A 13,902-nucleotide genomic window follows, 5' to 3' on the forward strand; every position below is an offset into this window, starting at 1 on the left:
CACTTCTCCATGTAAATAAGGAGGACTATTTATGGAGGATGCAGTTAACGAATACCTATTATCATTTATCGATCCAAAAGATGAACTGATTCTTGAAATGGAACAGTATGCAAGCGAAAATCATGTGCCGATTATGGATCGTCTTGGAATGGAATTTATGTTGCAATTTTTACGTTTAATTGGACCGACAAGCATATTAGAGCTTGGAACAGCAATCGGTTATTCTAGCATTCGTATGATGCAAGCTATTCCAAATTCCCGAATTGTGACAGTAGAACGCAATAGCGATCGATATGAAAAAGCACTTGAATATATAGAGCGTTCTCCTGTAAAAGAACGTATTTCCGTTATTTATGGTGATGCACTAGAAACAGGCGAGCAAGTGAAAGAACATGGAACATTTGATGTTATTTTTATTGATGCCGCAAAAGGACAATATCGTCGCTTTTTTGACTTATATGAACCGTTATTAAATCCGGGTGGTGTGATTATTTCGGATAATGTTATGTACCATGGACTTGTAACGACAAAAGAGAAAATCGAAAATAGACGTACACGTGGTTTGATTCGTCGTATTAAGACGTATAATGAATGGCTTATGAACCATGAAGGATATGATACAACCATTTTTCCAATTGGTGATGGAGTAGCCGTGAGTAAAAAGAGAGGGTGACGAAGGTATGAAAAAACCTGAATTGTTAGTAACGCCAAGAACATTGGCGGATATTGAACCTCTTGCAAAAGCAGGGGCAAGTGCCGTAATGATCGGTGAACAAAAATTTGGTTTACGTTTAGCAGGGGAATTCTCACGTGATGATGTGAAAGAAGCTGTGAGCATTGCGCATGAAAATGGTATGAAAGTATATGTAGCGATGAACGCTATGTTTCATAACGACAAAGTAGAAGAATTAAAAGACTACGTTGCATTCCTACAAGAAGTACATGTAGATGCGGTTGTTTTTGGAGATCCAGCAGTATTAATGACTGTACGTGAAGTAGCACCAAATATGCAAATGCACTGGAATACAGAAACAACAGCAACAAACTGGTTCACATGTAACTATTGGGGTCGAAAAGGCGCAAAACGTGCGGTACTTGCACGTGAATTAAGTTTAGATGAAATTGTTGAATTAAAAGAAAATGCTGAAGTCGAAGTGGAAGTACAAATTCACGGTATGACATGTATGTTCCAATCAAAACGTTCATTAGTAGGAAACTACTTTGAGTATCAAGATCGTAATCTAGAAATTGAGAAGAAAAAGTATGAAGAGAATATGTTCTTGCATGATCCAGAGCGTAATAACAAATATCCAATTTATGAGGATGCAAATGGTACTCATATTATGAGCCCAAATGATATTTGTTTCATTGATGAGTTAGATGAACTAATCGATGCTGAAATTGATAGCTTGAAAATTGACGGCGTATTAAAAAGCTCTGCGTATATTATTGAAGTAACAAAGAAATATCGTAAAGCTATTGATTTATGTGTAGAAGATCGCGATGCGTATTATGACATGAAAGACGATTTATATAAAGAGATAGAAGGAATACAACCAGTAAATCGTCCGTTAGATACAGGATTCTTCTTTAAAGAAACGGTTTACTAAACGAGGAGGGTGTAGGATATGACTGTACAAGAAATTTCACGAGTAATCGATGGAAAACGCGTTATTGTGAAAAAACCTGAACTGTTAATCCCTGCAGGTAATTTAGAAAAATTAAAAGTAGCTATTCATTACGGTGCAGATGCTGTATATTTAGGTGGACAAGAATTCGGTCTTCGTTCAAATGCAGGGAACTTTACGCTAGAAGAAATGGCAGAAGGCGTAGAATTTGCAAAGAAATACGGTGCGAAAATATATGTAACAACAAATATCTTTGCACACAATGAAAACATGGATGGATTAGAAGATTATTTAAGAGGGATTGAAAAAGCTGGTGTAACAGGTATTATTGTTGCAGACCCTCTTATTATTGAGACGTGTAAACGTGTAGCACCTTCTGTTGAAGTACATTTAAGTACACAGCAGTCTCTATCCAATTGGAAAGCAGCGCAGTATTGGAAAGAAGAAGGCTTGCATCGTCTTGTATTAGCTCGTGAAGTCGGCTATGAAGAAATGAAGGAAATTAAGGAAAACGTTGATATTGAAATTGAAGCGTTCGTCCATGGGGCAATGTGTATTGCATACTCTGGAAGATGTACATTAAGTAACCATATGACAGCACGTGACTCGAACCGTGGTGGTTGTTGCCAGTCTTGTCGTTGGGATTATGACTTAGTTCAAACAGTATCACAACATAAAGAAGCAGAAGAACTTCCTTTATTCCAAGAAGGTGATGCACACTTTGCAATGAGTCCAAAAGACTTAAACTTGATCCTTTCGATTCCGAAAATGATTGAAATTGGTATTGATAGCTTGAAGGTTGAAGGACGCATGAAATCTATCCATTACGTGGCAACAGTAGCAACTGTGTACCGTAAAGTAATTGATGCGTATTGTGCAGATCCTGATAACTTTGAGTTTAAACAAGAATGGTTAGATGAGCTTGATAAATGTGCAAATCGTGATACAGCGCCTGCGTTCTTTGAAGGCGTTCCAGGATACCAAGAACAAATGTATGGAAATCATAGTAAGAAAACAACGTATGATTTTGCTGGTTTAGTGTTAGATTATAATGAAGAAACAGGCATTGTTACGTTAGAGCAGCGCAATTACTTCAAACCAGGACATGAAGTTGAGTTCTTTGGGCCAGAAATAGAAAACTTTACACAAACGGTGGAGAAAATTTGGGATGAGGATGGAAACGAATTAGATGCGGCGAGACATCCGTTGCAAATCGTGAAATTCAAAGTGGATCAACCAGTGTATGTGAATAATATGATGCGAAAAAGCATACATCAATAAGAAAGAGTGGTAGTCGAATGGGGACGAATAAGCCGGTTGTAATTGGAATTGCTGGTGGTTCAGGATCAGGTAAAACAAGTGTAACAAAAGCAATTTTTGATCAATTTCAAGGTCATTCCATTTTAATTTTGGAGCAAGATTATTATTATAAAGATCAAAGCCATTTGCCAATGGAAGAGCGTTTAAAAACAAATTACGATCATCCGTTAGCATTTGATAATGACTTATTAATTGAGCACTTACATCAGTTGCTTGCATATAAGCCGGTTGAGAAACCCGTATATGATTATACATTGCATACACGCTCAGATGAGATTATTCCAGTAGAACCAAAAGATGTAATTATTTTAGAAGGGATTCTAATCTTAGAAGACCCACGTCTTTGCGATTTAATGGATATTAAAGTGTTTGTTGATACGGACGCTGACCTTCGTATTTTACGTCGTATGCAACGTGATATAAAAGAGCGCGGTCGTACAATGGATTCCGTTATTGAGCAATACGTAAATGTTGTACGCCCAATGCATAATCAATTTATTGAGCCTTCTAAGAAATTTGCGGATATTATTATCCCAGAAGGTGGACAAAATCATGTTGCAATTGATATTATGGTTACAAAAATTGCAACAATTCTTGAAGAAAAAGTGAATTTGTAATAGCATAGTAAAAGATATCCGATAGGAAGGGATTTTTTCCCTTCCTATCGAATACAATGAAACATGCCAACCTCATCTATCTATAGATGAGGGCATATTTATATGAACTTTCCATACATATCTTCTTTATATGAGGAAGAATTGGAAAAAACACGGGGTTGTATGTGACAACTCCGCTAGTGCGTGTGTGCTAGAAACCTCCGCTATAAAGATAAAGCGGAGGAGTTTTCATATTGAACTCCTCTTTTTTTCGGGGGATTGGTATATAAAAGGAGTGGAAAACATGGCAACAGAAAAAACATACCCTATGACGCAAGAGGGTAAACAAAAATTAGAAAACGAACTTGAGCAATTAAAAACAGTAAGACGTAAAGAAGTTGTAGAACGTATTAAAATCGCGCGTAGCTTCGGTGATCTTTCTGAGAACTCGGAGTACGATGCAGCGAAAGATGAGCAAGCATTCGTAGAAGGTCGTATTACACAACTTGAAAATATGATTCGTAACGCAGTTATCATTGAAGATAATGGTGAAGAATCTACAGTTGTAACATTAGGTAAAACAGTAACATTTAAAGAATTACCAGATGGAGACGAAGAAGCTTACACAATCGTTGGTAGCGCAGAAGCAGATCCATTTGAAGGAAGAATTTCTAACGATTCTCCAATTGCAAAAAGCTTACTAGGTAAGCAAATTGGTGAAAAAGTAGCAATCCAAACACCAGGCGGAGAAATGCAAGTAGAGATTATCTCTGTAAAATAATAGAAAAGGTTCACTCCTAGAGTGGACCTTTTTTATTATTTCGCTCTTTTATTATCCCATTACTCCCCAGGATTCTGAGTGAAAACTGCAGAGTAAGTAAGGACTACTGAAGTTGCTCAAAATTCAGGTTTAAATGTGGAAACTTAGAAATCAGTTTTTGAAAAATATGCAAAGCAACCTGTCAGCCAATAAAAAACAATTACATCATATAGGAATGAATAACATTTCGCTTTGTATAAAAGGACTAACACCTCGTCTAAACTGAAAAAAGACGAGGTGTTTTTGTATGAAAATTAAGAAGAGAATTATCATCATTTTACTATGCTTTACATGCACGATGCTTTTATTACTTGGTAGGTTAGCGCAAATACAACTTGTAGCGACGGAATCATTTACAGATAGGCATATTAATTTGATTGAAAAAAGTGTCACACAACGTACACAAGCAGTCACAGTAGATGATGGTAGGGGGCATTTTATTGATCGGAATGGAGAAGATCTTGGAGAAGAAAGATATCCAGTTTTAATTGTTTTTCCATTTTTACAAATAAAAAATGACATGTTACAAAAAATTGCGCATATCATTGGTGTGTCAAGGCAAGACATAAATCTGCAAATGAAAGGCAAACGAAAACCATTTATATTTCGAAGAGGTGATAAACCGTTTCAATTAACGAAAGAACAGATGGAAAAGGTGAACCGCACGGATATGTTAGGCATGGTCGCAACTGAAGTAAGAATAAAACAATCATCTGAAGCAGAGCATCTTATCGGTGTAGTCGGGGAAAATGAGAAGGAATTTAAAAAACGATATGAGGGACTAAAACAAATATCTAGCCAAACACCGATTGGTATTTCTGGATTACAGCAATCGTTTGATGAGTTTTTAATGACTGATGGTGAAACGAAAGTGCTGTATCAAGTAGATAGACAGGGGGAACCGATTTTTGGAAAACGTGCGAAATATAGATCTCCTGGAAATCCCTTTTATCCCGTTACGATTCAAACAACGATAGAAAAATCGTTGCAACAAAAAGCAGAAGAACTCGTGCAGAAACATGGAATCAAAAAAGGGGGAATCGTATTACTTGATGTAAATGCAAGTGAAATTGTAGCAATGGTGAGTAAACCGTCCTTGCAGATGAACAATCAAAATACATATAAGAAAAGAATAGAAAACCAAATGCTAACACCGCATTTTCCTGGTTCTGTTTTTAAAACAGTTATTGCGGCTGCAGCAATCGATAATGATATGATTCAATCTCATCGTAAGTTTAACTGTGATACAGATCCGTATGGAGAAAATACCCCGCAGGTTATGATGGGGAAGTTAAGCTTTACAGAAAGTTTTGCTAGGAGTTGTAACAGGACATTTGCAGTGCTTGGTGACGAATTGATGCAAAAAGATAAACATGTAATGGAAACGTATTTAGAGGCGCTAGGAGCGAGTAGGGCGGTAGGATGGAAAGGGAAAGTATTTCATACGCCTAGGTTTAAACAATTGATAGAAGAGAAAAAAGCAATCGTTTGGAATGGGGAAGAAAATAAGGTAAGTCACAAAGCAATCGCTCAAACGGCGATTGGGCAAAAAGATGTCAGAATATCCCCTTTAGCTGTGGCAAATATGATGGCGACGATCGCAAGGAATGGAGAGAAGAGAGAAGTAAAAGCTGTAAAAGAAATACGTTACAAAAATGGAACAAAATTTTTAAATTTTGAAGATCATAAACTGGAGGGGCGACAACTCTCTTATCGTACAGTGAAACAAGTGCAATCTTTATTAAGGAAAGTCGTAACGATGAAAAAAGGAACAGGTGCTACTTTTCAGTCATTACCAGTATCTGTTGCTGGAAAAACTGGGACGGCACAAACAGGAAAAGAAGATCGCGTAAATCGTTGGTTTGCGGGTTATTTTCCGTACGAAACCCCAAGATATGCGCTAGTAGTTGTTGATTTAGAAACGAATAATAAAGAAAATACTGTAACACCGATTTTTAAAGAACTTGTAGAAGAGATTGTTCACTTGGAAAACAGAAGGTAATCTTGCAATTTATTATCAAATGTTTTCATTTCGTGAAAATATTACTGTAGTTGTTCAACCTTTTAAGATTTAATGTTACAATAACAAGTAGGAAAAACTGCATGGAGGTTTGAAGAATGGCAGGAGGATCTAGATTCCAACAGAAACAACAAAAACGTCGTCAAAACGGTGTTTTAAATATTGCGATTGCTATCGTGTTGTTAGCAGTACTTGTTGTAGCGTACCAAGTATTCTTTACTTCTGATACAACAGAACAAGCGTCTTCTCAAGACAAAAAAGTATCTCAGGAAACGAAGAAAGAAAATAAAGCTGAGAAAAAGAATGAGAAAGAAGAACAAGCGAAAATAGACGAGCAGAAGAAGAAAGAGGAAGAAGAGAAGAAAAAGGCTGAAGAAGAGAAACAAAAAGCTGAGGAAGAAGCAAAAGCAAATGAAAAAGTACCAGCTGAAAAAACACAGTCAAACGCAACAGATGCGTACACAAATCCTTCTTGGAAGCCAGTAGGTACAACGCAAGGTGCGACACCTGCGATGACATTTAAAATAGGCTCAGCAGATTGGAATGAAATGAAACAAGCAATTTCCTCTGCAATTGAGGTTCCGGTGGAGCAACTAACTGTTCACCGTATTGGAAATAACGGTAAGCAAAAAGCATACGGTAATGTCCAAGATAAACAAAGCGGTAAAAGATATTATGTAAATATTGATTGGGTAGAAAATGAAGGCTGGAAACCAGTACTTGTTCAAACTCTAAACTAAAAAAGAGAAAGGTTCTTAAGAACCTTTCTCTTTTTTAGTTAGCGTAATTTTTTTAATTTGAAATGAACAACTGCACTATAATAAGGTCTCTTGCTTTCAGGATCCATAACCATTTGATGAGAAATATGATGAACTTCCAGCATAAGTGCTTTGTTATTGTCAATTTGCTCGTTAATTTTCTTTTCTAAGGAAACTAAGTTTGATGCTTCAAAAAATTCTACTTTATCTTCCAGCATTTCAAAGGTAAATGACACAAAAAACGCTCCTCTCCATATAATCAATTTAAGTGTAACAAAGAAAAGAAGGAAATACCATTTCCGTTTCAATTGACATTTTTGTAAAGAAAGCATATCATACTGATAAAACCGATAAGAAAAAGGGGAATTTTATATGGGTACAGAATTTAACGGTTTATTTGATGAGTGGGCTCATACGTACGATTCATTCGTACAAGGCGAAGATATACAATATAAAGAAGTTTTCGCTCGTTATGAGGAGATTTTAGAGGATGTAGTAAACAAATCATTTGGAAATGTATTAGAATTTGGTGTTGGTACTGGCAATTTAACAAATAAATTATTAGTTGCTGGCCATACTGTTTACGGCATAGAGCCGTCACGTGAAATGCGTGCTATTGCAAAAGAAAAATTACCGAAAGAATTTTCAATTACAGAGGGAGATTTTCTGGAGTTTGATGTCCCAGATGCTATTGATACCATTGTAAGCACCTATGCATTTCATCACCTAACAGATGATGAAAAAGATGTGGCAATTGCGAAATATAGTCAATTGCTTCATAAAGGTGGTAAAATAGTGTTTGCTGATACGATATTTGCAGATCAAGAAGCGTATGATAAAACTGTTGAAACCGCAAAACAAAGAGGGTTCCATCAGCTAGCCAATGATTTGCAAACAGAATACTACACACGTATTCCAATCATGCAATCTATTTTTGAAAACAATGGCTTCCATGTAACATTCACGAGATTAAATCATTTCGTTTGGGTAATGGAGGCAACTAAGCAATAGAAAGAGGGATTAGATTGAGAATTGCTGTAATTGGAGCAATGGAAGAAGAAGTACGTATTTTACGTGACAAATTAGAACAGGCAGAAACAGAAACTGTTGCAGGTTGTGAATTTACGAAAGGGACATTAGCAGGACATGAAGTAATCTTGTTAAAGTCTGGTATTGGTAAAGTAAATGCAGCGATGTCAACGACAATTTTATTAGAGAGATATCAGCCTGAAAAAGTAATTAATACAGGTTCAGCTGGTGGATTCCACCAATCTTTAAATGTTGGGGATGTTGTTATTTCAACAGAAGTTCGCCATCATGACGTGGATGTAACTGCGTTTGATTACGAATATGGTCAAGTGCCAGGGATGCCACCAGGATTTAAAGCTGATGAAGCATTAATAGCACTAGCAGAAAAATGTATGAAATCAGAAGAGAACATTCAAGTTGTGAAAGGAATGATTGCAACAGGAGATTCATTTATGAGTGATCCAAACCGAGTTGCAGCAATCCGTGATAAATTTGAAAATCTTTACGCAGTAGAAATGGAAGCAGCAGCGGTTGCGCAAGTTTGTCATCAATACAAAGTTCCATTTGTAATTATTCGTGCACTTTCTGATATTGCTGGTAAAGAATCAAACGTTTCATTTGATCAATTTTTAGATCAAGCAGCTCTTCATTCTACGAACTTTATTATAAAAGTACTAGAAGAGTTAAAGTAATGTAACAAAAAGGCAACTGTCTCATATAAAGAAAATACATACAGTTGCCTTTTCTTTATTGGCAAATAAGGAGGAGAACACGGTGAAGGTGTATCGCGGGATTCATGAATTAATCGGTCATACACCGATTGTAGAAATTACTCGGTTTTCACTTCCAGAGGGCGTTCGTTTATTTGCAAAGCTTGAATTTTATAATCCAGGTGGAAGCGTGAAAGATCGTTTAGGAAGAGAATTGATTGAAGATGCACTAGCAAAAGGACTTGTTGCGCAAGGTGGAACGCTTATCGAACCAACTGCAGGAAATACCGGTATTGGACTGGCACTTGCTGCACTAGAGCATGATTTACATGTTATAGTTTGTGTACCAGAAAAATTTAGCGTTGAAAAACAAGAGTTAATGAAAGCGCTCGGTGCAACGGTTGTGCATACACCTACTGAACAAGGGATGACAGGTGCAATTGCGAAGGCAAAAGAATTAGTAAAAGAAATTCCAAACTCATATTCTCCAAGTCAATTTGCAAATGAAGCAAATCCACGTGCCTATTTCAAAACATTAGGACCTGAGCTGTGGGAAGCGCTAGATGGAGAGATTAACATATTTGTGGCAGGTGCAGGTACTGGGGGTACATTTATGGGAACTGCGTCTTATTTAAAAGAACAAAACCGTGAGATTAAAACGGTGATTGTAGAACCGGAAGGATCTATTTTAAATGGTGGTGAAGCAGGTTCACATGAAACAGAGGGAATCGGTCTTGAATTTATTCCATCATTTTTAAAGCCATCATATTTTGATGCAATTCATACTATTTCTGATCGAAATGCATTTAAACGTGTGAAAGAGTTAGCGCAGAAAGAAGGGCTTCTTGTAGGTAGTTCTTCGGGAGCGGCATTTCATGCAAGCTTATTAGAAGCTGAAAAGGCAAAATCAGGTACAAACATTGTAACGATTTTTCCAGATAGCAGTGAGCGTTACTTAAGTAAAGATATATACAAAGGGTGGGAATAAAAATGAGAGCAAAAACAAAGTTAATTCATGGTATTCGCATAGGAGAACCTTCAACTGGATCTGTGAACGTACCAATTTATCAAACAAGTACGTATAAACAAGAAGCGGTTGGTAAACACCAAGGATACGAATATTCACGTACAGGAAATCCAACACGTGCAGCATTAGAAGAAATGATTGCAGTGCTAGAAAATGGTCATGCGGGATTTGCATTTGGATCAGGGATGGCTGCTATTACAGCAACGATTATGTTATTCTCAAAAGGAGATCATGTCATTTTAACAGATGACGTATACGGCGGAACATATCGTGTAATTACAAAAGTATTGAATCGATTTGGTATTGAACATACATTTGTAGATACAACAAATGTAGATGAAGTAGCAGAAGCAGTTCGTCCAAACACGAAAGCAATTTATGTAGAAACACCAACAAATCCACTATTAAAAATTACAGATATTAAGCAAATTTCTACATTTGCAAAAGAGAAAGGTTTACTAACAATTATTGATAATACATTCATGACGCCATACTGGCAGTCACCAATTTCTTTAGGAGCAGATATTGTGCTTCATAGTGCAACGAAATATTTAGGGGGACATAGCGATGTTGTTGCCGGACTAGTTGTTGTTAATAGCTCACAATTAGCAGAAGATCTTCATTTCGTTCAAAATTCAACAGGTGGCATTCTTGGACCGCAAGACAGCTTTTTATTACTTCGTGGTTTAAAAACATTAGGAATTCGTATGGAAGAGCATGAAACAAATTCACGCGCGATTGCTGAGTTTTTAAACAATCATCCAAAAGTAAATAAAGTATACTATCCAGGCCTTGAAGCACATCCAAATCATGCATTAGCGAAAGAGCAAGCTGGTGGATACGGTGCAATTATTTCATTTGATGTAGACAGCGAAGAAACGCTAAATAAAGTACTTGAGAAAGTACAGTACTTTACACTTGCTGAAAGTTTAGGAGCAGTAGAAAGCTTAATTTCTATTCCAGCACAAATGACTCACGCATCTATCCCAGCAGATCGCCGTAATGAGTTAGGAATTACCGATACATTAATCCGCATTTCTGTCGGCATTGAAGATGGGGAAGACTTAATTGAAGATTTAGCACAGGCTTTAGCATAATGGAAAAGCACTGCTCAAAGAGGGCGGTGCTTTTTTAAGGTTAATTTGTGAACTTTTTCACAAATTAGACACACACAAATAAAAATATTTCGTGTATAGTAAAAGCAAGAAATGATGCTTCACACATATATTTGTGAAATGTTTCACAAATAATAGAATTCATGTAGGAAAAGTAACTCTATTTTTTTTACGCTAATAAGGACTCATTAAGGCCGTGAGGGACTCTTTAAGACCAAGTAGCAGAATAGGAGGAATTTACATGGTAGTCAAAGAGAAAGTTGTAAATGAAATGCAAGAAATAACAGAGATGATTGACACGTTGGTGAAGAATGGTCAGGAAGCTTTACGAGCATTAGAGAATTTTACACAAGAGCAAATTGACGACATTGTACATGAAATGGCACTTGCGGGTGTAGACCAACATATGCCACTTGCAAAAATGGCTGTTGAGGAAACAGGGCGCGGTGTATATGAAGATAAATGTATCAAAAATATTTTTGCCACTGAATATATTTGGCACAGTATGAAAAAAGATAAAACAGTAGGAATCATTCATGAGGATCCCCATGAAGAAATGATAGAAATTGCAGAACCAGTCGGTGTAGTTGCTGGGGTAACACCAGTAACGAATCCAACTTCGACAACGATGTTTAAAGCGTTAATCGCAATGAAAACAAGAAATCCAATTATCTTTGCATTTCATCCTTCCGCACAAAATTGTTCGATTGCAGCGGCTAAAACGTTATATGATGCAGCAGTGAAGGCGGGGGCGCCAAATGGCTGTATTCAATGGGTTGATAAACCTTCTGTTGAGGCGACAAAGCAATTAATGAATCATGAAGGTGTTGCACTCGTTCTAGCAACTGGAGGCGCGGGGATGGTGAAATCAGCGTATTCTACTGGTAAACCAGCCTTAGGCGTAGGACCTGGAAACGTACCTTGTTATATAGAAAAATCTGCACATGTAAAACGTGCTGTAAATGATTTAATTTTATCAAAAACATTTGATAACGGTATGATTTGTGCTTCTGAACAAGCAATCATTGTAGACAAAGAAATTTACAATCATGTGAAAGAAGAAATGATAGCAAATAATTGTTACTTTGTAACAGAAGATGAACGGAAAAAATTAGAGAAACTTGTCATTAATGAAAATACATGTGCAGTAAATAGTGATATTGTTGGGAAATCAGCATATTATATTGCGGCATTAGTGGGAATTACTGTACCAGAAGATACAAAAATGCTGGTTGCTGAAGTTAAAGGCGTAGGTGCTGATTACCCACTATCTCGTGAAAAACTAAGCCCGGTATTAGCTTGTGTAAAAGCGAATTCACTGGAAGAAGGATTTACATATTGTGAAGGTATGTTAGATCTTGGTGGTTTAGGACATTCAGCAGTTATTCATTCGACAAATAAAGAAGTACAAAAACAATTTGGTTTACGTATGAAAGCGTGCCGTCTCATTGTAAATGCTCCGTCATCACAAGGCGGAATTGGTGATATATATAATGCATTTATTCCATCACTTACACTTGGATGCGGTTCATATGGAAAGAACTCTGTTTCTCAAAACGTAACGGCAACACATCTATTAAATATAAAAAGACTTGCAAGTAGAAAAAAGAATATGCAGTGGTTCAAATTACCACCTAAAATTTATTTTGAAAAGCATGCGACAGGATATTTAGAAAATATGCCGAATATTTCACGAGCATTTATTGTAACGGATCCTGGAATGGTTGAGCATGGATATGTCGATACAGTAACGCACTATTTACGTAAACATACAAATGATGTAAAGGTGGAAGTATTCTTTGAAGTAGAGCCAGATCCATCAGATGAAACGGTATTTAAAGGTGCCGAAATGATGAGAAGCTTCAAGCCGGATGTGATAATCGCTCTTGGTGGTGGATCGGCAATGGATGCAGCAAAAGGAATGTGGCTCTTCTATGAGCATCCAGAAACAACATTCTTTGGCATTAAGCAGAAGTTTTTAGATATAAGAAAACGTACATGTAAATATCCGAAACTTGGAAACAAGGCGCAATTTGTTGCAATCCCAACAACATCAGGAACAGGATCAGAAGTGACACCATTTGCGGTTATTACAGATAAAAAGAACAATATAAAATATCCGCTTGCTGATTATGAATTAACACCAGATGTAGCGATTGTTGATCCACAATTTGTGATGACAGTACCTCCGCATATAACTGCAGATACTGGAATGGATGTATTAACACATGCCATTGAAGCGTACGTGTCTATTATGGCAAATGATTATACAGATGGTTTAGCATTAAAAGCAATTGATCTTGTATTTAAATATTTACCAAGAGCATACACAGACGGGAATGATGAAGAGGCACGTGAGAAAATGCATAACGCTTCTGCAATTGCTGGAATGGCGTTTGCCAATGCATTTCTTGGTATTAATCATAGCTTGGCACATAAAATTGGACCGGAATTTCATATTCCACACGGTCGTGCCAATGCAATCTTAATGCCGCACGTCATTCGTTATAATGCAATCAAACCGAGAAAACATGCATTGTTCCCAAAATATGAGCACTTTGTTGCTGACGAACGTTATGCACATATCGCGAGAATGCTTGGTCTTCCAGCAAGTACAATGGAAGAAGGTGTGGAATCATTAGTACAAGCAATTATTGCTCTTGGAAAAGAATTAAATATAAATATGAGCATTGCTGGACAAGGTGTGGAACAAGAAGCATTTGAAGAGGTTGTTGGCACGTTAGCAGAAAGAGCTTTCGAAGATCAGTGCACAACAGCAAATCCTAAATTACCCCTTATTTCAGAGTTAAAAGAAGTATATATGCAGGCATACAAAGGTGTGTAATGAATGAGAAAGAGCCACTAGAAATGCGGCTCTT

At 36.9% G+C, this 13,902-nt stretch carries 13 protein-coding genes; 12 read left to right on the top strand and 1 reads right to left on the bottom strand.

The features are described 5' to 3' along the window. Window positions 1-31: 31 nt before the first annotated feature. The 7 genes from AC1M36_RS06220 to AC1M36_RS06250 all read left to right on the top strand — a co-directional run bounded on the left by AC1M36_RS06220 (window position 32) and on the right by AC1M36_RS06250 (window position 7,124). On the top strand, window positions 32-673 hold the full coding sequence (locus tag AC1M36_RS06220) for an O-methyltransferase (protein WP_286115205.1): 642 nt from the start codon (window positions 32-34) through the stop codon (window positions 671-673). A 7-nt stretch (window positions 674-680) separates the two neighbouring features. Beyond that, entirely contained in the window at window positions 681-1,610 is a 930-nt protein-coding gene (locus AC1M36_RS06225; protein WP_336450190.1) for a peptidase U32 family protein, read from the top strand. 18 nt (window positions 1,611-1,628) lie between these two features. Beyond that, window positions 1,629-2,909, top strand: a complete 1,281-nt coding sequence (locus tag AC1M36_RS06230; RefSeq protein ID WP_336450189.1) for a peptidase U32 family protein — start codon at window positions 1,629-1,631, stop codon at window positions 2,907-2,909. A 17-nt stretch (window positions 2,910-2,926) separates the two neighbouring features. Then, window positions 2,927-3,565: a uridine kinase gene (gene udk / locus AC1M36_RS06235; protein ID WP_336450188.1), complete on the top strand. Its 639-nt coding sequence runs from the start codon at window positions 2,927-2,929 to the stop codon at window positions 3,563-3,565. A gap of 283 nt (window positions 3,566-3,848) precedes the next feature. Beyond that, window positions 3,849-4,325, top strand: a complete 477-nt coding sequence (greA, locus tag AC1M36_RS06240) for a transcription elongation factor GreA (protein WP_017150713.1) — start codon at window positions 3,849-3,851, stop codon at window positions 4,323-4,325. A gap of 286 nt (window positions 4,326-4,611) precedes the next feature. Next, window positions 4,612-6,366: a peptidoglycan D,D-transpeptidase FtsI family protein gene (locus tag AC1M36_RS06245; protein WP_479845655.1), complete on the top strand. Its 1,755-nt coding sequence runs from the start codon at window positions 4,612-4,614 to the stop codon at window positions 6,364-6,366. Between the two features lie 116 nt (window positions 6,367-6,482). Further along, window positions 6,483-7,124, top strand: coding sequence for a YrrS family protein (locus AC1M36_RS06250; RefSeq protein WP_336450186.1), 642 nt, complete (start codon window positions 6,483-6,485; stop codon window positions 7,122-7,124). A gap of 38 nt (window positions 7,125-7,162) precedes the next feature. Here the strand turns inward: AC1M36_RS06250 and AC1M36_RS06255 are convergent, their stop codons facing one another. Then, window positions 7,163-7,378: a YrzA family protein gene (locus tag AC1M36_RS06255; RefSeq protein WP_174098915.1), complete on the bottom strand. Its 216-nt coding sequence runs from the start codon at window positions 7,376-7,378 to the stop codon at window positions 7,163-7,165. Window positions 7,379-7,514: 136 nt separating this feature from the next. Here AC1M36_RS06255 and AC1M36_RS06260 point away from each other — a divergent pair, with 136 nt between their 5' ends. The 5 genes from AC1M36_RS06260 to adhE all read left to right on the top strand — a co-directional run bounded on the left by AC1M36_RS06260 (window position 7,515) and on the right by adhE (window position 13,868). After that, on the top strand, window positions 7,515-8,153 hold the full coding sequence (locus AC1M36_RS06260) for a class I SAM-dependent methyltransferase (RefSeq protein ID WP_336450185.1): 639 nt from the start codon (window positions 7,515-7,517) through the stop codon (window positions 8,151-8,153). A 14-nt stretch (window positions 8,154-8,167) separates the two neighbouring features. Further along, window positions 8,168-8,863, top strand: coding sequence for a 5'-methylthioadenosine/S-adenosylhomocysteine nucleosidase (mtnN, locus tag AC1M36_RS06265; protein ID WP_016116419.1), 696 nt, complete (start codon window positions 8,168-8,170; stop codon window positions 8,861-8,863). Window positions 8,864-8,945: 82 nt separating this feature from the next. Beyond that, window positions 8,946-9,869, top strand: a complete 924-nt coding sequence (locus AC1M36_RS06270) for an O-acetylserine dependent cystathionine beta-synthase (protein WP_479845656.1) — start codon at window positions 8,946-8,948, stop codon at window positions 9,867-9,869. A 2-nt stretch (window positions 9,870-9,871) separates the two neighbouring features. Continuing rightward, entirely contained in the window at window positions 9,872-11,005 is a 1,134-nt protein-coding gene (locus AC1M36_RS06275; protein ID WP_479845657.1) for a bifunctional cystathionine gamma-lyase/homocysteine desulfhydrase, read from the top strand. 259 nt (window positions 11,006-11,264) lie between these two features. Next, a complete protein-coding gene (gene adhE / locus AC1M36_RS06280) occupies window positions 11,265-13,868 on the top strand; it encodes a bifunctional acetaldehyde-CoA/alcohol dehydrogenase (protein ID WP_336450182.1) in 2,604 nt (867 codons plus the stop codon). The last annotated feature ends 34 nt before the right edge of the window (window positions 13,869-13,902 follow it).

The organism is Bacillus sp. Medicinal_06 (assembly GCF_056711665.1).

Bases quoted from the DNA above. Each gene is read 5' to 3' on its own strand.
- AC1M36_RS06220 (WP_286115205.1), top strand. From the start codon at position 32: ATGGAGGATGCAGTTAACGAATACCTATTATCATTTATCGATCCAAAA.
- AC1M36_RS06225 (WP_336450190.1), top strand. From the start codon at position 681: ATGAAAAAACCTGAATTGTTAGTAACGCCAAGAACATTGGCGGATATT.
- AC1M36_RS06230 (WP_336450189.1), top strand. From the start codon at position 1,629: ATGACTGTACAAGAAATTTCACGAGTAATCGATGGAAAACGCGTTATT.
- udk (WP_336450188.1), top strand. From the start codon at position 2,927: ATGGGGACGAATAAGCCGGTTGTAATTGGAATTGCTGGTGGTTCAGGA.
- greA (WP_017150713.1), top strand. From the start codon at position 3,849: ATGGCAACAGAAAAAACATACCCTATGACGCAAGAGGGTAAACAAAAA.
- AC1M36_RS06245 (WP_479845655.1), top strand. From the start codon at position 4,612: ATGAAAATTAAGAAGAGAATTATCATCATTTTACTATGCTTTACATGC.
- AC1M36_RS06250 (WP_336450186.1), top strand. From the start codon at position 6,483: ATGGCAGGAGGATCTAGATTCCAACAGAAACAACAAAAACGTCGTCAA.
- AC1M36_RS06260 (WP_336450185.1), top strand. From the start codon at position 7,515: ATGGGTACAGAATTTAACGGTTTATTTGATGAGTGGGCTCATACGTAC.
- AC1M36_RS06275 (WP_479845657.1), top strand. From the start codon at position 9,872: ATGAGAGCAAAAACAAAGTTAATTCATGGTATTCGCATAGGAGAACCT.
- adhE (WP_336450182.1), top strand. From the start codon at position 11,265: ATGGTAGTCAAAGAGAAAGTTGTAAATGAAATGCAAGAAATAACAGAG.